The 20,217-nt window shown below is 35.7% G+C and carries 19 protein-coding genes; 6 read left to right on the top strand and 13 right to left on the bottom strand.

Going from position 1 to position 20,217, the window contains the following annotated elements; translation table 11 throughout:
• Window positions 1-93: 93 nt before the first annotated feature.
• The gene (locus AC0L8O_RS08100; RefSeq protein ID WP_473447238.1) at window positions 94-252 is read right to left on the bottom strand and encodes a hypothetical protein; all 159 of its coding nucleotides are present in this window, start codon (window positions 250-252) and stop codon (window positions 94-96) included.
• A 78-nt stretch (window positions 253-330) separates the two neighbouring features.
• On the bottom strand, window positions 331-1,512 hold the full coding sequence (locus AC0L8O_RS08095; protein WP_473447237.1) for an MFS transporter: 1,182 nt from the start codon (window positions 1,510-1,512) through the stop codon (window positions 331-333).
• Window positions 1,513-1,684: 172 nt separating this feature from the next.
• Between AC0L8O_RS08095 and AC0L8O_RS08090 the strand changes: the two genes are divergently transcribed.
• Window positions 1,685-2,527 (top strand): deoxyribonuclease IV, encoded by an 843-nt coding sequence (locus tag AC0L8O_RS08090; RefSeq protein ID WP_473447236.1) that lies wholly within the window; start codon window positions 1,685-1,687, stop codon window positions 2,525-2,527.
• A 126-nt stretch (window positions 2,528-2,653) separates the two neighbouring features.
• Here AC0L8O_RS08090 and AC0L8O_RS08085 read toward each other — a convergent pair whose 3' ends face one another.
• Window positions 2,654-3,373: a metallophosphoesterase family protein gene (locus tag AC0L8O_RS08085; RefSeq protein WP_473447235.1), complete on the bottom strand. Its 720-nt coding sequence runs from the start codon at window positions 3,371-3,373 to the stop codon at window positions 2,654-2,656.
• 190 nt (window positions 3,374-3,563) lie between these two features.
• Here AC0L8O_RS08085 and yyaC point away from each other — a divergent pair, with 190 nt between their 5' ends.
• Window positions 3,564-4,157 (top strand): spore protease YyaC, encoded by a 594-nt coding sequence (gene yyaC, locus AC0L8O_RS08080; protein WP_473447234.1) that lies wholly within the window; start codon window positions 3,564-3,566, stop codon window positions 4,155-4,157.
• 86 nt (window positions 4,158-4,243) lie between these two features.
• Here the strand turns inward: yyaC and AC0L8O_RS08075 are convergent, their stop codons facing one another.
• The 8 genes from AC0L8O_RS08075 to gltB form a co-directional block, all read right to left on the bottom strand.
• Window positions 4,244-4,699, bottom strand: coding sequence for a CoxG family protein (locus AC0L8O_RS08075; RefSeq protein WP_473447233.1), 456 nt, complete (start codon window positions 4,697-4,699; stop codon window positions 4,244-4,246).
• Window positions 4,700-4,840: 141 nt separating this feature from the next.
• Window positions 4,841-5,977, bottom strand: a complete 1,137-nt coding sequence (locus AC0L8O_RS08070) for an alcohol dehydrogenase catalytic domain-containing protein (protein ID WP_473447232.1) — start codon at window positions 5,975-5,977, stop codon at window positions 4,841-4,843.
• Window positions 5,974-7,608, bottom strand: coding sequence for an electron transport protein (locus AC0L8O_RS08065; protein ID WP_473447231.1), 1,635 nt, complete (start codon window positions 7,606-7,608; stop codon window positions 5,974-5,976). The genes AC0L8O_RS08070 and AC0L8O_RS08065 overlap by 4 nt, the downstream gene beginning before the upstream one ends.
• Window positions 7,590-7,871: a hypothetical protein gene (locus AC0L8O_RS08060; RefSeq protein WP_473447230.1), complete on the bottom strand. Its 282-nt coding sequence runs from the start codon at window positions 7,869-7,871 to the stop codon at window positions 7,590-7,592. Before AC0L8O_RS08060 ends, AC0L8O_RS08065 begins: the two co-directional genes overlap by 19 nt.
• A gap of 87 nt (window positions 7,872-7,958) precedes the next feature.
• A complete protein-coding gene (locus AC0L8O_RS08055) occupies window positions 7,959-8,366 on the bottom strand; it encodes a YuzC family spore coat inner layer protein (protein WP_473447229.1) in 408 nt (135 codons plus the stop codon).
• A gap of 159 nt (window positions 8,367-8,525) precedes the next feature.
• On the bottom strand, window positions 8,526-10,166 hold the full coding sequence (locus AC0L8O_RS08050) for a PAS domain S-box protein (RefSeq protein ID WP_473447228.1): 1,641 nt from the start codon (window positions 10,164-10,166) through the stop codon (window positions 8,526-8,528).
• A gap of 196 nt (window positions 10,167-10,362) precedes the next feature.
• The gene (gltD, locus tag AC0L8O_RS08045) at window positions 10,363-11,847 is read right to left on the bottom strand and encodes a glutamate synthase small subunit (RefSeq protein WP_473447227.1); all 1,485 of its coding nucleotides are present in this window, start codon (window positions 11,845-11,847) and stop codon (window positions 10,363-10,365) included.
• Window positions 11,848-11,897: 50 nt separating this feature from the next.
• On the bottom strand, window positions 11,898-16,427 hold the full coding sequence (gene gltB / locus AC0L8O_RS08040; protein ID WP_473447226.1) for a glutamate synthase large subunit: 4,530 nt from the start codon (window positions 16,425-16,427) through the stop codon (window positions 11,898-11,900).
• A gap of 137 nt (window positions 16,428-16,564) precedes the next feature.
• Here gltB and AC0L8O_RS08035 point away from each other — a divergent pair, with 137 nt between their 5' ends.
• The gene (locus tag AC0L8O_RS08035) at window positions 16,565-17,467 is read left to right on the top strand and encodes a LysR family transcriptional regulator (RefSeq protein ID WP_473447225.1); all 903 of its coding nucleotides are present in this window, start codon (window positions 16,565-16,567) and stop codon (window positions 17,465-17,467) included.
• A 239-nt stretch (window positions 17,468-17,706) separates the two neighbouring features.
• Window positions 17,707-17,892, top strand: coding sequence for a hypothetical protein (locus AC0L8O_RS08030; RefSeq protein ID WP_473447224.1), 186 nt, complete (start codon window positions 17,707-17,709; stop codon window positions 17,890-17,892).
• A 31-nt stretch (window positions 17,893-17,923) separates the two neighbouring features.
• Here the strand turns inward: AC0L8O_RS08030 and AC0L8O_RS08025 are convergent, their stop codons facing one another.
• Window positions 17,924-18,724: a glycerophosphodiester phosphodiesterase gene (locus AC0L8O_RS08025; protein ID WP_473447223.1), complete on the bottom strand. Its 801-nt coding sequence runs from the start codon at window positions 18,722-18,724 to the stop codon at window positions 17,924-17,926.
• Window positions 18,725-18,833: 109 nt separating this feature from the next.
• On the opposite strand from AC0L8O_RS08025, the gene AC0L8O_RS08020 reads away from it, so the two are divergent.
• The gene (locus AC0L8O_RS08020) at window positions 18,834-19,592 is read left to right on the top strand and encodes an NADPH-dependent oxidoreductase (protein WP_473447222.1); all 759 of its coding nucleotides are present in this window, start codon (window positions 18,834-18,836) and stop codon (window positions 19,590-19,592) included.
• Window positions 19,593-19,735: 143 nt separating this feature from the next.
• Window positions 19,736-19,870, top strand: coding sequence for a hypothetical protein (locus AC0L8O_RS08015; protein WP_473447221.1), 135 nt, complete (start codon window positions 19,736-19,738; stop codon window positions 19,868-19,870).
• On the opposite strand, the gene AC0L8O_RS08010 is transcribed toward AC0L8O_RS08015, so the two are convergent.
• Window positions 19,867-20,217, bottom strand: coding sequence for a hypothetical protein (locus tag AC0L8O_RS08010; protein WP_473447220.1), 351 nt, complete (start codon window positions 20,215-20,217; stop codon window positions 19,867-19,869). The two genes, AC0L8O_RS08015 and AC0L8O_RS08010, sit on opposite strands and share 4 nt — an antisense overlap.

Genomic DNA, 20,217 nt, shown 5'->3' with positions numbered 1-20,217 from the left:
TTAACACACAAAAATGCCCATAATAATGAAGAGACATCCTTTTTAGATGCCTCTCTTTCTTATTTATCATAGGGCCACCAGGAAACGATCTACTCACTCTGGTTCCCCTATCTCGAAACTGCTATTAATAAGTTCTATTGCTTGTTCAGGAGTAATCTTAAACTCATCCGCTACTTTTTTAATCATATTTTCTCTTATCTCTCTAATAGTCATTAAGAACACAACCCTTTCTCTTTGATCTGTTACTATCATATTATCAGAAAACTCATATACTAAAAGTCGTTTGTAAGAATATCTGACATTGTTTTTCTAGTAGCATGACAGAATACCTTACAACTCTTTTTTATCGTTGTTGATAAGAACTATATATAATATGATTGACACGAAAACAGAAAAAGCTGAAACCAAATAAATTGTATGGTATCCGAATAAATGACCTATCTGCCCAAATAATAAAGCACCCATTCCAACACCTAGATCAAAGGAAGAAAAGAAGGTTGCATTTGCCATACCTCTTCTATGTTTCGGCGCATTCTCTATTGACCATGCCTGTAGAGCTGGCTGTACGGATCCAAAGCCTATTCCATATAATACAGCAGCAATTAACAGAACGGTTGTATTTAATAACCACGCTAATAAAATCATAGCAGCTACAATGAGAATAGTTCCAGGTATAAAAATTGCACGATGTCCTTTTACATCATATATTTTTCCAGCAAACGTTCTGGATGCCATCAAGGCCAAAGCAAAAACAAGGAAATACCATTGTATACCTGAAATTCCTTTTTGAGCAGTATATAATGGCAGGAATGACGCAATTCCCCCAAAAGTTACTGTAATGAAAAAAAGCAATAGGGACGGTTTAAGTGCAGTTTTTTCATAAATATCCCATTTTTCTTTTTTACCTACTTGTTGGGTTTTCTCGATGGTTTTATAATGTATTCTTGAAGAAAGAAGGAACGCTATTAACCCTAGGATTGCACAAATCATAAATAATTGTGTATATGATAAAACCCCCGCTAAGGAAAGTCCCAATGATGGCCCAAAGGCTAATGCGATGTTTCCTGATAAGCCATAGTATCCCATACCTTCTCCACGTCTCTTTGAAGGGATGATATCACTCGCAATTGTTCCAGATGCTGTTGTAGAAAACCCCCAACCAATACCTTGAATAAATCTCATAAAAAATAAAAATCCTATTGCCGGCAGAAAGCCAAAGGATCCAACGGAAACAATAAAAATCAAAATACCAGTTAAATACACAATTTTTCTGCCTCTTGTTTCAAGTGCATGCCCTGCATAGGATCTTACTAATAAGGCTGAAAAAGTGAAAATACTAACAACAATCCCAATTAACTGGTCATTTCCCCCTAACTCTTCTACATAAAGCGGAATCGTTGGCAAAGTCATTTGAAAACCAAGGAATATAAAAAAGTTTGATATACAAATTAATATAAAGTCACGTGTCCAAATCTTTTCTTTATGTAGTGCATTTAATTGCTGAGAATTCAAAAAAGCCCTCCTCTTTCAATGTAATAAGCTATTATTTAATAAGGTTAATATTTATAAGACTAAATAACAAATGATATGTTTTACAATATATAATCAACTAAGAATAAAGTGTTTTATTTTATAAATAATAAGAAGATGAAAAGCAACTAAAGTGACGGTTAGGGTGAGATAAATGAAATTTGGTTGTCATGTGAGTATTAAAAATGGATATTTTGCCGCTGCTAAACATGCATATACCATAGGTGCTAAAGCATTTCAGTACTTTCCGAAAAATCCAAGGAGCTTGTCAGTGAAAGTGTTTAATTTAGAAGATGCAAATCAATGCTCCGGATTTTGTAATGAACATGATCTTGTATCCATAGCACATACACCTTACCCAACTTCTCTTACTCCATCATTAGAGAAAAAAGAACTAACGATCGCATCATTGTTAAATGATTTAGAGATTGCCGAAAGTTGTGGATCTATCGGAGTAGTTGTTCATTTCGGGCATCTTCTCGATGCAGATCACCCACTGACAAGCTATCAGATAATGATTGAGATGTTAAATCTTGTTTTATCCCAATGGAATGGAAAATGCAAGTTGTTAATTGAAAATAATGCCGGTACATCAGGAGCACTGGGGACAACATTGGAAGAGCTTGTTCAAATTAGGAGCCTAATAGATAATCCCGAAAAAGTCGGATTTTGCCTCGATACTTGTCATGCTTTTGCAAGTGGTCTATGGAGCGGGCAACAAAATGAGGAATTTTGGCAAAAAGCAATTGAACTAGGTTACCTTGAATATCTGGAAGCTATACACTTAAATAATTCTAAATACCCGCTTGGATCACGTAAAGATAGACATGCGAATATTTTTGGTACTGGATTCATAGAGAGTGATGAATTTATTAAATTGTTTCAGTTAGATCTATTATCAGAAATTCCTTTTGTTCTTGAAACACCATCAAATGAAGGTGTAACACACATGGAAGAAATAAACCAGCTCTACCAATTTGTTGAGAATAACCGGTAGAGCCTCATCCTTATCTGATTCCACAAAAAATTCATCCGAGAAATCTTACATTTCATAAACCAGCATATTACGACAAAGAACTACCTTTTTGTCAAGTTTTGCGCTTTCCCGAGAAATAAATCTATTTTATATCCTACCGTTTTTAAGGACCTGTATCATCATATCAGCATTTGGATAACCGAATTCTCTATACTGTTTCATAACCTTTTCAATATCATAGCCAACTCTTTCAATAGATGTACTAAATCCACTCTCATCAATTGTGATAACACCGTAAGATGCTTTGGTTACACCATCAAAGGGTAATCCTACACTCCCAATATTCATGATCACTCTACCATTAATGTACCGAATATAAGGCTTATGAATATGAGCATAAAGATAAATAGTTGCATCCTTTTTCGATAGCACCTTTTCATGTAACAGACTATCTTCTACATTTTGGGGTATCACTTCAAATAAACTATTAGGTGTTGCATGAAAAGCAAAGATTTCAATACCATGTTCATTTAGGCATAACTCTGTAGGTAGCTGAGATAAATAGTCGATATCTGTTGATTCAAGGTTTGAAAATATCCATTCACGTTCCTTGTTCATCATTACAAGAGCTCCATCAGGAACTTCTCCTTGCCGAACCCCTCTCACAATCCATTCATCAGCATTTCCTTTTATTACATCAGCTTGTAAGGATTGAATAAGTTCTAACGATCTTTTTGGTTCAGGTCCTCTATAGCATATGTCACCAAGAACACATATTTTTTCAATATTTTTCTTTTTTAGATCTTTTAAGACTGCTTCAAGTGCAACAGCATTACCATGTATATCTGAAATAAATGCAATTTTCACGATCTTATCCCTCCAAATTAACCGAATCTTTCTCTAGTATACCAATACAGTGGTTTGGTAGCCATTTGTAAAAAAATGTTAGTTTAATTATTAAATTTTCTTTTATTTTTTGAAGGATAGTTAAACACAGAAAAAGAATAATTAAACAATAACATTATAGAGAAGATGTGTTTTTACTGGAGGGGAATCAATGTTAGCTCAAAAACATATAAACAGCAATGTCATACCTCAAAGTATTATTCCATATGATCAAAAAATTGCTCCATATCTGATTCGAAATGTTTTATTTCAACATATCCCTAAAGCAACACAACATATTTATGTTGTGGGAATTGGGTCGAATCAAATAAACGGTGACAGTCTCGGTCCTTTTGTTGGTACTCTCCTGCAACATAAATTCCCAAGTCATTTAACTGTGTTAGGAAATCTTCAGTCCCCATTGGATTCCTCTAACTTAGTGAGTGAAGTTACCAAGATCTGTTTACCACAAAATAGTTTTGTCATAGCTGTTGATAGTGTTTTAGGATCTAAAAACATCGTTCAGTCCATTGTCATTAAAGATGGACCAATTCTACCTGGTGAGGGTTTAGGAAAACAGCTTCCCGCAATTGGTGATTGTAGTATTATGGGAGTTGTTCTTGAGAAGGATTTTCAGGATCAGTCAACACTATTTCATACAAATTTACATCTTATCTATACAATGACAACAAATATTGCCAAAGGAATTTCTCTTGCCGTTCGTCAATTTTTTCAATACCCTCCTAATTATCCGATATTTCTTTAGGAAACAGCAGTAGCCGAATGCAGAATCTAATCACGAAATTCTCCATTCGGCACTAATTCTTATCAATTATTTTTGCTTTAGTTATTTTATCGAAGGACATTCTCTCTTTCATCAATTTTGGATACGATTGCTTCCGTTAGCTCTTCTGTTATCTCGACTAAATTTTTTTCTAATTTGGCCCTTACCATTTTTGCTAAGGCACCTTCAGGAGTAATATCAAGAAAACCTGACATTAACGTTTTATTTGATTCTAGAGGCTTTGCTTCAAAATATCCCTTTCCACTAATCTTCTCATTGATTCCGGTTAGGTTAAACTCCACTTTTGATGGTTCTAACCATGTCAAAATATCTACTTTTAGGTGTATTTTTCTTTTTATAACACCTAAGTCTGTTTTGAATTTCCATGTTGATTCTTTTTCACTAATTATTTCATGATCTATATACCCAGGTACAAGTGGTGCCCAATGATCCATTACACTTACAAAGCTCCATATTGAATGTATAGGATGATCAACTTCTACTTTGTATAAATGATTGGCCATTTATCAAACCTACCTTCTTGTTCGATTAATGATTCATAGTTGAAAAACCATTTATACAGTACTTATTCTTTTTCATTGTCCAATATGTGTTTAAATTATATTATTTAAAAAACATTAACTTCCGTTACAAATTTCATTTTCTCAGGGTTTTAAAATAATCTTCAAACAATTATCCTTATGTGAATTAAATATTTTATAGGCATGCTCTGCTTCTTCTAAAGAAAAATGGTGGGTGATTACATCCAGCAAATTTACTTGTTTCGTTTTGAGGAGATCGTACAATAAAGGAATTAGATGGATAACTGAAGCAAGTCCCATTTTTAATGTAATGTTTCTCGCAAATAAATCACCTAATGGAAACTGATTATATCTAGTTCCATATATTCCTACTAATTGTATTATTCCGCCCGAGCGTACTACCTGACTAGCAAATTCAATGGCACCTAAAGCCCCACCCTGCAGCCTAAGAGCTGTTTCCATTATTTCTTTCGGTCTCATTTTCCCGCTCATTCCGACACAGTCAATGACTACATCAGCCCCACCTTTTGTTATTTCTTTAAGATGTTGCTCTAATTCTTTATCTTCTTGAAAATTAAAAGCTTCTACATGATTCCATTTTTCTGCATGTTTAAGTCGATAAGGTACATGATCCACCCCTATCACTCTTTTAGCGCCTTTTAACCACGCAAGTTTCTGTGTGATCAATCCGATAGGACCACAACCCAAAACAATCACAGTGTCACCACTCTTTACCTCAGCTTGCTGTACTCCCCAATAGGCTGTTGAATAGGCATCAGTTAATAGTAATAATTCTTCATCTGCCACTTCATTGTATTCCGGTACTTTAAAGGTCCCAAAATTAGCATATGGAACACGAACATACTCTGCTTGGGTACCACTATAATCTCCAAACAATCTGGAACAGCCATAACAACCGCCAATCTCACCATCGAGATTTGACCTTAAACATTGACTTTCAAGTTTTCTTTTGCAGTTTACACATTCACCACATGCTATATTATATGGTAATACAACTTTGTCTCCTTTTCTAACATGATGTACTTCCGAGCCAATTTCATAGACAATCCCTATTGCTTCATGTCCGATAATATAATCCTTTTTCATACTTGGTATCATACCATGATAAAAATGTCGGTCTGAACCACAAATTGATGTATGAGTTACTTTTACGATGATATCATCCTTACTTTTAATTTGTGGATCAGGCATGTCTTTAACTTTTACATCCATAAACCCTTGATAGGTGACAGCCCTCATTTGCTCTTACTCCCATCGTTTTGATCAGTCACTGTTAATAGATACATAATGAGTGCCTTCTGCTCTTCTTTTGTAAAACCAGTAGTATGATCCACCCAAAAATTATGACCTGATCCACTTACATGTGCTGTATTTAATTTTTGGTTTTCCGCATTTTCTTTGACGACTTTTTGCCTCAATTCGGAATCAATTAACGCTAATAGACTGTTTATTGGATCTGCTTTCTTTCCTTTATATAAAGTTTCATTTACTCCTATTTCTTCATTTAGATTTTGACCGACTGCAACACCCCCGTCATGTAAATATGGTGCACTCCAGTATAGTCCAACTAGACTTGGAACTTTGTAAGCTCCATCGGAACCATTATGTCCCCAACTTCTTTTTAATTGTTTTTCTTGTTCAGCGGTTAAAGTTAGTTTTTTGATAATTGGTTTTTCCGGTAGAGGAACAGGGGTTTCAGGGTCATATAGGCCACCTGTGTTAGAGAAAAATTTTTCAGTGTTGTTAAGCGCTCTAGCTCTTGAACTTTCTGTACCAATCTCTTTGGGAGACATTAATTGATTATTTGTTAAATACTGGCCTGCATGACACTTGATGCAACCGGCACGGTTAAAAACTGATTTCCCGTCAAGTAGTGTTTTTTTATCCGTATTTAATGCTGTTTTGGGCGGTTTTAAAGAATTCATAAAGGCGGACATCGAATTTAATTGCTCCCATGCCCGATAGCCATCAGAACTTGCAAATAAACCTACACTTGTTAAAAATGATACTTTAGGATAAGAAGGAGACTCAATTAACTCTAATACTCCATCTGCATTCGGAGTAGGATCTGCTTTTGCTAAAAAATCCGTCGGACTTTCTCCGCCTTCAGGATCATATCTATACCTTTTATCTGCAGCATTTTGTAGTAATATTGCTACATATAATTCTTTATCAATCCCTAAGACTTCTTTACTAATCGTCATTTGGGAAACAGCGTCCATATTTTGGGCATGTGCGTTATTAATAATTGCGCTTAGTCCCTTAAAGGGTCCTAATTGTCCTTGTCCACTCCATCCATACGGATGGTCACCCAGTGTAAAGACGTCAGGTGTTTGTACCGGATTATTTATTAGATCAATTGTTGTGTCATTTCCACCTCGGGGCCATTTCATTACTTCTTGATCAACATATTTCTCAAGTAGTTGAATGTCTGGTAAAGCGAGTTCATCCCCTTCTGTACTTTCAACAGTACGATCTGTTGAGGTTATAAAGTCTTGTATATTTTTCATTTCAGTATGAGTAAAATATGAAGCAGAATTTGTAGCTAATGCCACAAGTAATCCAATATTTAAATCTTTATTCGGTATTCCATGAACTACCTCTTTCTGATCATCTAATGAAGAGTGACAAACCGCACAACTAATACCAGCTCTTACCTTTCCATCTTCATATCTAACCTTCACTCCAAGAGGGATTAATGCACCCTTAGGTACATCAAGACCTGTGTCAATTAAATCACCTTTATTTACTTTTAAATCACCGACCATTGCCGATTTATCTGCTTGTACTTGAAGATTATCTGTACCTTGTCCGTTTAATTTAATGATTGCCGCCGCTACATTAGGAAGTGTCAATGCACCGTCAAACATGCCCATAACATCTGTAAAAAACACTTCATTTCCGAATGTTTCGTTATAAAAAGCTTTCTGCCTGTTTGTATGAATTCATGATCAGGTTCTTCCTGTACATTACTTGATATCTGGCGAATTCCTTTAAATGAATGGCTCTCTTTAGTATTTACATTTGAGTCTGGAGGTACATATGCGTATTCAATTCCTACCACTGTAAAATAAGCAATTGGTACAATCAAGCACACAAAAAGAATGGATAGTATGATGGATCGTATTCTCAATTTTATTTCTCCTTTAGACTTGATGATAGTTATTATTTAACCATCCATTCACGTTATGCTTATTTTGTTTATTTTTTACCCAAATACCTAAAGCCACCGCAAAGAGACCGTCAATTGACAGCATTCCGCTCCTCCAATTGAAGACGAAAGATTCAAATGTATTCCATCAGGATTAAAGGAGGTTTTCACTTTCGATTTAATTCCAGTTGACTTTATTAGTTTATTAACTTCGTTCATATTAGATTGTTGTGCCGCATACATCACCTTAGTAGCAAAATCTTTTGATTGAGCAAGTTTGTTTAACACTAAACTTGCCTCTTTCATTAAAACTTGCATAGATTTAGCTGATTGCTCAAAAAGTGTGGGGTCTACTTCAGGGAATTGTCTGTTAGAAGGGAATGATGACATGCAATAGTCTTGTACAGTACCGACTATTCTTGAACCATTATAAAAAAGTATACGAAAACATATTGGACAATAGTATATTGGCAGCATAGTAACAGCTCCTTTTCAGGTTCTCCTTCCAATATACGGGAATTAGGAAAAGATGTGATGACATTTCTAAACTAGGCAGGGAAAAGAAATGGAGAAAGTAAAACAACATTACTATTTTTTTACTACCTTTTTTCTAAATAAAAACCCTAAGAAGAAGTCTTAGGGCATTGTACTTTTATGAATAGGTAAAAGAAGTTCAACTTCGGTCCCTTTATTTTTAGAACTAATAAAAGATATTTTTCCTTTATGGAATTCAACAATACGATAACTTACAGTTAAACCAAGACCTGTTCCTTTTTCCTTCATTGAATAAAATGGCTCACCTAAATGTTTTAAACGGTCCTCATCAATTCCACATCCATCATCTTTAAACATAACCTTTACAGTTTTTACATCCACCATTTCAAGTGAAACATATACATTTTTTGATGAAGCTTCAATTGAGTTTTTCATAATGTTAATAAAAAGTTGTTTTAATTGATTTGGTTCACAATCAATAATAGGTAGATTCTCATTTGCTTGAATATCTAATGCCACTCCATAAAGATTTGCTTCTGATTCAAGTAAGGACTTTACATCCCTTAACAGATCATTAATATCCTTTTTTTGAAATTGAATTTTTTGAGGTTTTGCAAGTACTAACAATTCACTTGCAATAATATTCATTCTTTCAAGTTCATCTAGCATAATACGGTAGTAGAAATCATTCTCTTTATTGCTACTCTGAAGTATCTGTACAAAACCTTTTAATGATGTTAACGGATTTCGAATTTCATGAGCAACGCTTGCTGCAAGCTCGCCTACAATTGATAATTTTTCTGTTTTTCGAAGCAGCATTTCTGTTTCTTTTTCTTTTGAAATGTCTACTGCATATCCAATGATCCCGACTGTCTTTTCGTTTATAATCATTGGCACTGATGTGCATCTCAATATTTTTTTGGTATGATCTTTCATTACAATTTCAATCTCTTCGTTTGTAAACGATTGATTATGGTGGATAATTTGTTTGTATGACTTGTAAATCTTCCAACGGTCTCTTTTTGATATAATTGGTAAAACCGTTTTATTCAAAATTTCTTCTTTTGTAAATCCTGTAATGCGGTAAAAATGTTCATTTACTTCTGTGAGCCTTCCTTCTAAGTCTATCATATATACTAGCTCAGGGTTAAAATCAAATAGAGATTTATACCTTTGTTCACTTGCTGCTAATTTTTTCTCAGCTAAAACTTTTTCTGTTACATCTCTTCCCATCACAACTAATTCCTTACGTGATCCATCTTCATGAAAAAGTGGAATCTTAATGGTATCAAATGTTTTTACACTACCATCTGGCATAGGTATTTCTTCAATACATCTGCTTTTTGTTCCAATTAACCATGCCTGCTCATCAGATGTTTCACAATACCTTAATGCTTCAGCATAAAACTCAGTATATTCAGCTAGTTCCGAGTCCTTTTTACCAATATAATCCATATCTTTTAATTGAAATAATTCAAGTGCAAAATCATTCGCTTTTGTCCAGCGTCCTTCTCCATCCTTAAAATTAACAAAATCAACCATTGAGTTAATTAAAACGCTTAGTTTATTTTTTTCTCGCTTTTCATTTTTATAAGCTTCTCTTTTTAAGACTAAATAAAAAATAAAGATGCTGGTTAAAAGGACAAACAAGAAACCTTTTATATTATGAAATAATAGTAAGGTCCCTTTGGGGATATTTAATAGAACCAAAAGATTGTCTGTAGCAAGTATCCATATCGAACTGAAAAGCACATAATATATTAGAATTTTATATTTATTCACCTAAAATTTCTCCTTAGTGATTGGTTAAACCTACGTCACCTGTACGATTATTTCATCTGTTATGTTATTTCAAAAGTTAATTCTACTAAAAATGCACGATGTCGTCCAATAGGAATTATTACTAAAAAAATAGACATTTATTGAGACGAAAGAAAAAGGATCAAAGCAACTAAATGCCTTGATCCTTAGAAAAATATTATGCTAATACAGTGCTTCCCATTAAATAATAATCTACTTCACGCGCAGCTTCTCTGCCTTCATTGATTGCCCATACAATCAAACTTTGACCACGACGAGCATCGCCTGCTGCGAAAACACCATCAATGTTTGTACGGAAGTCTCCATATTTAGCAGCAACAACATTGCGTGCAGTTTGTTCAACATTAAACTGCTTTAATACTGGTTGTTCTGAACCTTCAAATCCAATCGCTATAAATACTAGTTGAGCAGGCCATACTTTTTCAGAACCCGGGACTTCTTTGAAGTAATATAAGCCTTGTTCATCTTTTAGTTTTTCCATTTGAATTGTGTGAAGTTCTTTTAGGTTTCCATTTTCATCCGAAATAAGCTTAGTTGTTTGGATACAGTATTGACGCGGATCCTCACCAAACTTAGCTTCTGCTTCTTCATACGCGTATTCCATCGTAAATACATGAGGAGCCTCCGGCCACATATTTTCAACTGTTCGGGACATTGGCAATTTAGGGTGTTTACCAAATTGAACAACACTATTACAATTTTGGCGAAGTGCGGTTGCCACACAGTCAGCACCAGTATCTCCACCACCGATTACGATCACATCTTTGCCTTCTGCATTGATAAATTGATTATCTTCAAAATTTGTATTTAGATAGCTTTTTGTTACATCTGTTAGATAATCCATTGCAAAGTGAACTCCGTTTGCTTCGCGTCCTTCGATACGTAAATCACGTTGCTTCTGAGCACCTACACATAGGATCACAGCATCATGTTTAGCACGCAATTCATCTGCCGTAATGTCTTTTCCAACTTCTGTATTTGTAATAAATGTAATACCTTCTTGAGTCAGCAGGTTTACTCGACGTTCTACAATACCTTTATCAAGCTTCATATTAGGAATACCATATGTTAATAATCCGCCTGCACGGTCTGCACGTTCATAAACAGTAACTGTATGACCTGCTTGGTTAAGTTGATCCGCTGCAGCTAATCCAGCAGGACCAGAGCCAACAATTGCAACCTTTTTACCCGTGCGTTTCTCGGGAATGCGCGGTGTAATCCAACCATTTTCAAAGCCTTTGTCAATAATGGCTTTTTCAATGTTTTTAATTGTAACAGCCGGGTCAGAAATGGCTACATTACAAGAACCCTCGCAAGGTGCCGGGCAAACCCTTCCAGTGAATTCCGGAAAGTTATTCGTTTTTAGTAAGCGTTCAAGTGCTTCCTTCCATCTACCACGATAGACTAAGTCATTCCACTCAGGAATCAAGTTATGAATTGGACATCCTGATGTGAAACCATTAATCTCAGTTCCAATATGACAGAAAGGAGTAGCGCAATCCATGCAGCGCGCTCCTTGCCTGCTTAACTTTTCCTCAGAGAAAGGAGCTGAATACTCTTTCCAGTCATCTAAACGCTTAAGAGGATCACGTTCTGCTGCCTCTTCACGTTTAAACTCCAAAAATCCTGTTGCTTTCCCCATCTTCCTCTCCCCTTTCTACTGTACTACTGCTTTGGAACGTGACGGCTTTGTCACTGAACCTTTTTTTCAGATTTTGCATTTGCTTCAAACGCACTCATGATCGCTTCTTCATTCGTTAAACCAGCTTCCATTTGCTCAGCAATACGATTCATCATACGCTTGTAGTCTTTTGGAATGACTTTAACAAACTTCGGAAGTATTTCGTTCCAGTTGTCTAATATAAATCTAGCTTTTGGACTGTTTGTATAATGTAAATGATTTTGAATCATTTCGTTTAGGAATTCAATTTCCTTTTCATCTACTAAACTTTCAAACTCAATCATTTCATCATTACTAATCGTTTTAAATTCTTCTTTATTATCAGCAAGTACGTAAGCAATACCGCCTGACATACCTGCACCAAAATTTTTGCCTACTTCACCGAGGATAACTACACGGCCACCTGTCATGTACTCACAACCGTGATCTCCTACACCTTCAACGACTACATTAACTCCACTGTTTCGAACACCGAAACGTTCTCCCGCACGACCATTGATATATGCTTCACCACTTGTCGCACCATAGAATGGAACATTTCCGATAATTACATTGTCAGCAGCTACAATACTTGAATCAACTGAAGGTTTAACGATAATTTTACCGCCTGAAAGTCCTTTACCGATGTAGTCATTCGCATCACCCGTTAAGTGCATAGTGACACCTTTTGGGACGAATGCTCCGAAACTTTGACCTGCAGATCCTGTAAAGCGTAATGTGATTGTATCTTCCGGTAATCCTTCTTCACCATATAATTTAGAAATTTCACTACCAACAATTGTTCCAGCCACACGGTTGATGTTCTTAATGTTAAATGAAGCATCAATAGGTGTACCTGCTTCAATTGCTTTTTCAACTTTTGGTAGGATTTCAACCATATCTAAAGACTGATCAATTTTATGGTTTTGTTTGATTCTAGCTGTACGTGCACCTTCCGGTTGGTACAGAAGTGTAGATAAATCCAAATCTTTAGCTTTCCAGTGAGCTTTTGCACGTTCGCTAACCTCAAGTACATCTGTGCTGCCAACCATTTCTTCCATAGTTCTGAAGCCAAGTTCTGCCATGATTTCTCGAACTTCTTGAGCAACAAAACGCATGTAGTTAACAATATGATCCGGATCTCCAGTAAATTTATCACGAAGCTCTGGATTTTGTGTAGCTACTCCAACAGGACATGTATCCAGATGACATACACGCATCATAATACAACCCATTACAACTAGCGGAGCTGTTGCAAAGCCATATTCTTCAGCCCCAAGGATAGCAGCTAATGCTACATCACGACCTGTCATTAATTTACCGTCAGTTTCTAATACAACACGATCACGAAGACCGTTTAGCATCAAGGTTTGGTGTGCTTCGGCCAAGCCAAGCTCCCAAGGTAAGCCTGTGTGCTTAATACTCGTTTTCGGAGAAGCACCTGTACCGCCATCATAACCGCTAATAACAATTACATCCGCTGCCCCTTTTGCAACACCTGCAGCAATTGTCCCAACTCCAGCTTTAGCAACTAACTTAACGCTAATACGCGCATCACGGTTAGAGTTTTTCAAATCGTGGATAAGTTGTGCTAAATCCTCAATAGAATAAATATCATGATGAGGAGGAGGTGAAATTAATCCTACACCAGGTGTTGAACCACGAACATCTGCAACCCATGGATAGACTTTATTTCCAGGTAACTGACCACCTTCACCAGGCTTAGCACCTTGTGCCATTTTTATTTGAAGCTCATCTGCATTTACTAGATAGTGACTTTTTACACCGAAACGACCAGATGCGATTTGTTTTACTGCACTGCGACGTAAATCGCCATTTTCATCAGCAATGAATCTGTTTGAATCTTCTCCACCTTCACCACTGTTGCTTTTACCACCAAGACGATTCATCGCAATTGCTAATGTCTCATGTGCTTCCTTACTTAATGAACCAAATGACATTGCACCAGTTTTAAAACGTTTTACGATCGAATCAACTGATTCAACTTCATCAATTGAAATTGATGATCTGTTGCCATTGAATGAGAATAGATTACGTAAGAATCCAATTCTTTCTTCATTCGCAGCATCTGAATATTTTTTAAATAGACTATAATCATTTTTACGACAAGCCCATTGTAATGTGTGAATTGTTGAAGGATTGAAAGCATGGTGCTCTCCATTTTTTCTCCATTGGAAGTCACTTCCTGAATCCAGAACCTTGTCAACTTTCTCAGAATAAGCATCTTGATGACGTAATACTGCTTCTTTTGCAATTGTTTCAAGATTAATTCCGCCAAGTTGTGATGCTGTTCCAGTAAAGAAACGGTCAATCACATCTTGACCAATACCAACAGCCTCAAAAATTTGTGCTCCTCGGTAACTTTGAACAGTTGAGATCCCCATTTTAGACATTACTTTAACGACACCTTCAGTAACACCTTTGATATACTTCGCAACAACCTCTTCATAGCTATAAGGTAAACTGCCATCTAAAACTGCCTCTTTGTATGTGGCAAATGCAAGGTAAGGGTTAATTGCATCTACTCCATATCCAATTAAAGCTGCAAAGTGATGTACTTCTCTTATTTCACCGGATTCAATAACAAGGCTTGCTTTAGTGCGTGTACCTTGACGAATTAAGTGTTGATGAAGTGCACCCACAGCTAATAATGCAGGGATTGCAATATTCTCTGAATTCATTCCACGATCGGAAATAATCAGGATGTTCATTCCGTTGTCGATTGCTTCATCTGCCTCAGCACATAATTTCCGGATTGATTCGTCTAAATTTTCAGTGAACAAGGACTGAATCGTTTTGCTCTTAAATCCGGGATTTAAATTTAAGCGTAATTGTGCTAATTGGGCATTAGAAAGTACAGGCGAATCTAACTGGATTCTACATGCATTTTCTTTAGTAGGATGCAGGATATTTCCTTCAGTTCCTAGCAGTGTCATTGTAGATGTCACAATTTGCTCGCGAATTGCATCAATTGGCGGGTTTGTAACTTGTGCAAATAATTGTTTAAAATAATTAAATAATGATTGAGGGCGATCTGATAACACTGCGAGTGGTGTATCATTCCCCATTGATCCTAATGGATCTTTTCCTTCCGTAATTATAGGAAGTAAATATTTTTGAATATCTTCATACGTATATCCAAAAGCACGATGACGCACTGCAATATCTGTTACAACTTCTTCTACTACATTAGATTGGTCATCAAGCTTAATCAGTTGCTCGTTTAACCATTCTTGATATGGCTCTTCTTTTGCCATTTCTTCTTTAATTTCCTCATCAGAAATAATGCGTCCTTCTTCTAAGTCAATTAGAAGCATTTTACCTGGGCTTAAGCGATCTTTGTATAATACATCTTTTTCATCTACTTCTATTACGCCTACTTCAGAAGAGAAAATGATGTAATCGTCTTTTGTTACATAATAGCGCGCCGGGCGAAGTCCGTTACGATCAAGAATAGCACCAATTTGCTTTCCGTTCGTAAATGAAATTGCGGTTGGTCCATCCCATGGCTCCATTAAGCAGCTATGATATTCATAGAAAGCTCTTTTTTCAGGGCTCATATGTGGATTCTCAGTCCATGGCTCAGGAATCATCATCATCGCAGCATGTGCCGGCTTCCGACCTGCCAAGACGAAAAACTCAAACGCGTTATCTAAAATAGATGAATCACTACCATCTGCATCTAGAATTGGTAGTACCTTTTCAAGATCCTCACCAAATGCTTCTGATACAAACTGTTGCTCTCTTGCTTTCATCCAATTCATGTTACCACGTAGAGTGTTAATTTCTCCGTTGTGAATTAAATAACGGTTTGGATGTGCTCTTTCCCAGCTTGGGAATGTATTTGTACTAAAACGTGAATGTACAAGTGAAAATGCAGAAACAAATTCCTCATCCTGTAAATCCAAGTAGAACGCATCAACTTGTTCAGGTGTTAAAAGTCCTTTATACACAATTGTGCTGCTTGAGAGACTAGTAAAGTAGAAACGAAGTTCACGTTCTCTAGCCCAATTTTCTGCTTGTTTACGAATCACATACAATTTACGTTCAAACGTAATATTGTCTTGGATTGATTCATTTGCTCCAATAAATACTTGGCGAACAACCGGACAGCTCATTTTAGCAACTGGTCCAATTTCCTCTGCATTAACCGGTACATCTCTCCAGCCTAAAAGTGTCTGACCTTCAGCTTCAATAAATTTGTTTAATTGCTCTTCAATTTGTTGGCGTTCCGAATCGTCATTTGAGAAAAACATCATCCCCACACCATAGCGGCCCTTATCAGGAAGAGTCATTTCCTTGCAAGCCTTTTTGAAGAACGCATCAGGAATTTGCACCATTAAACCAGCGCCATCTCCTGTTAATGGGTCACTGCCTTGTCCACCCCTGTGATCTAGTTGACAAAGCATATTTAGTCCTTTTTTTACAATATCATGTGTAGCATGGCCTTTAATATGAGCATATAAACCGATACCGCATGCATCATGTTCAAATTCAGGACGGTAGAGACCTTGTGCTTTAGGTATTTGATTGTAAGTCATGTATATCTCCCCCCGTTAGATAATCTTACACTCGATAATTTTCAGATAATTACATTATATCTTCCATAATTGATGTTAACAATATATAATTTAGATAGAATCGATCTAATATTGATATATATGGACGGAGGCCTAAGATGGAATTAAGACAATTACGATATTTTATGGAGGTAGCAGAGCGTGAACATGTTTCAGAAGCTGCTCAATATTTACATGTTGCTCAGTCTGCAATAAGCAGACAAATCGCGAACCTTGAATCAGAGCTAGGTGTTACATTGTTTGAAAGAGAAGGGCGAAACGTTAAACTTACACCAATTGGAAAGGTATTTCTTACCCATACCAAAACAGCCATGAAGGCAATTGATTATGCAAAAAAACAAATCGATGAGTATTTAGATCCTGAAAGAGGAACGATCAAAATAGGGTTTCCTACAAGTCTAGCAAGTCACTTGCTGCCAACTGTGATTTCGGCCTTTAAGGAAAAATACCCAAATGTTGCCTTTCATTTGCGTCAGGGTTCGTATAAGTTTTTAATTGATTCAGTAATAAATCGTGAAATAGATTTAGCTTTTTTAGGTCCTGTACCACAGAATATCCCTGATATTGAGGGGACAATTTTATTTACAGAAAGTATTTTAGCTTTATTGCCATCATCACATCATCTCGCTTCTAAGAGAAGTATTCTATTGAACGAACTGAGAAACGATTCATTCGTTTTATTTCCAAAAGGTTATATCCTTCAAGATATTGTCGTGGATGCTTGCAAGCAAGCTGGTTTTGTGCCGAACATCTCCTCAGTTGGTGAGGATTTAGATGCTATCAAGGGGTTAGTATCTGCCGGGATGGGTGTTACACTTTTGCCTGAAAGTACTTTTCACGAAAGCATTCCTCGCTTTACGATAAAAGTTCCGATAGAACTTCCATTAGTTAGAAGATCAGTTGGTATTATTGTTTCGAAAAAAAGAGATCTAGCTCCGTCAGAGAAGGTTTTCTATAAATTTGTAAAAGACTTCTTCTCGATGCTTGAACAATATAAATAAAAAAAACAAAAGGCTGACAAGTTTTTTCATTTGTCGGTCCTCTTGTATTATATCAATTATTAATATTCTGTTATTTTGTAAATTATGGATATGGAATTCTTGATGAGTTCCTACTATTATATTTAGTTTTATAGCGCTTCCATTTCAACCTCTTTTTTGTATGAGAAATCATTTTTTGGAAAAAGATATGTATGATAAGAAACACTTAATCTGTCTCTTATAAGAAGGAGGATTTTTTTATGGAAAACATAGAAAAGTACTTAACGAACGCTCCAAAAGATGAAAACATCACAATTCAAACAGACAGCACATTTCCAAATTTTAAAAATAGTAATGGAGATTCAGTGAACAATCATAAACAGCAAGAAGTAGCAAATTCGATCATTTCAGAGAAGGAAATTGGCCAACAACAAGAAAATCTTTGACATTCAGGGGTTCCCTGAATGCCAACTTTATCTAATTAAAGTAATCCGGGAAATCAGTAATGATTCCATCCACATTTGCATCTAATAGGTTTTTAATTGACTTTTTATCTCTCACTGTATATGGCATAACTTTCATATCGTATGAATGAATTCGTCTAACCAAATTCTTAGTAATTAATGCTTTATTTGGATTAATGTATTGTACCAAAGAAGACCAATCTCTTAATTGAACTTTTGATATTCCATGAACTCTATATTTCACTAATAGCCCAAGTGGTATATTTGGCAAGGATTTATGAAATGTCTCCAGCCATTCAAAGTCAAATGACTGTATGATTATTTCATTGTTTATTGGACGGTCTACATTACACTTTTTCATTACTTCTTTCAACTTTAAGATTAAGTTCGGATACATGACCGGATTCTTAATTTCGACCAGTAAACCCATTTTATTTTTATATGTTTCTATTACTTCCTCCAGGGTTGGAATGTATTGACCGGTAAATCTTTTATGAAACCAGCCCCCTGCATCTAAGTTACGGAGCTCTTCATATGTATATTGATGTACCTCACCTGTTCCATTCGTTGTTCGATCTACAGTTGGATCATGAATAACAACCAATTTTTCATCTTTGGTCATTTGTATATCTATTTCAAGATAATCGGATTTCATTTGGAATGCTTTTTCAAAAGCAGCCATCGTGTTCTCTGGTGCATAGCCTGAAGCTCCTCGATGGGCTACAACCAGCTTGTTTCTATTCCCCTTTTTTTCACCTAATGGAAAAGTTTTCATTTTACTGAAATGATTCAGAATAAAGATTTTTTTACTCATACTTTTCACACCTTTAAAGGATTGTCATTAATATTAACTTAAATCTTTGAAACTCACTTATATTTCAAGTAAAGTTATTAGTAAGATCATTATCTAGGAGATATCTTTAGTGAACGAAGTACTAAATACTTTAACAAGTCATCGATCTTTTCGTCAATACCAGGATAGACCTGTGGAAGAAGGACATTTAGAAGACATCCTCCAAGCAGCACAGGCTGCTCCTACTTGGATCCATGGACAGCAAGTGTCTGTTATTGTGATCAAAAATCAAGATAAGAAAAGACAATTAGCTTCTTATTGTGGAAATCAGGAGCATATTAGACAGGCACCTGTTTTTTTAGTATTTTGTGCTGACTTTTATCGTGCAAAACTGGCAAGTGAGCTGGAAGGTATGTCATTTGAAGTCGTAAACGATACTGATGCATTACTTGTTGGTGCAACTGATGTTGGGATTTCCATGGGCAATGCTATAGCTGCTGCAGAATCAATTGGGTTGGGTACAGTACCAATTGGTGGCATACGAAGAAATCCATTAGATGTCATTGAGCTGTTAGAAATCCCTAAATATGTTATTCCTATTGCAGGTTTATGTGTGGGTTACCCATCAGAAGACCCTGGACTTAACCCCCGACTTCCAAAAGAAGCATTTCGACATGACGAAAGGTACAACTCTAATCAGACTCAATATATTAAATCATATAATGAGATATTCAAACAACATCAACTAAAAAGAACAAATGGAAACCACGAAAATAATTGGTCATATAGAATATCTAAATTTTATCAAGAAAAGCATTATAATAACCAATATCCAGACGTTCCCAAAATGCTGCATCAACAAGGTTTTACTTGTAAGGATATAAAATAAGTTACAGACTGCCGAAAAGCGGGCAGTTTTTTTGTAAAGGCCTTAATAGTAACTTAAAAAATATAAATGTATGTTTCACCTTTAATACTTATGGGTAAAGTATTAAGATTACTTTCTTTACATATTAATGGGGGTGGGATCACTTGACAGATCAGAAAAAAACGAATATCGATAATAAATTAATTCTCCTTATTAACGAAGCGATGAAATCCGGTGTTAGTAAAGAAGAGTTCTCACTTTTTATTAAGAGAAAAGCGTTGGAGAAAATGAATAACTAAGACTCTAACAAAAACGGGACATTTTCATAAAGAATTTGTCCCGTTTTTTTCCATTCCTTTACTTCTTTAAATTTTTTTATAAAAATTTGTGGATTTATTCTTACAGTGTAGGAATACATACCCTTTGTTGTATGAAGATATAAAAGACCTAGTTGCTGTGAAAAATCACGGAATGAAATATCTAATACTTCTGCAAGGGAAAAAATATCACATGAGGTTTCAATTCCTTTTGTTGTTAACGTGATAACATGTTCCTCTTCCTTATGGTTTTGAACGTTGTTTTCAATAACCCTTGTTACCTTCATATATCGGATATTTGCAAGAACTTCCATATCCTCTTTATTCAA

It is taken from the genome of Metabacillus sp. KJ11-3 (assembly GCF_055808295.1).
The sequence above is the reverse complement of the archived record's forward strand: the minus strand, read 5'-3'. Positions and strand labels throughout refer to the sequence as shown.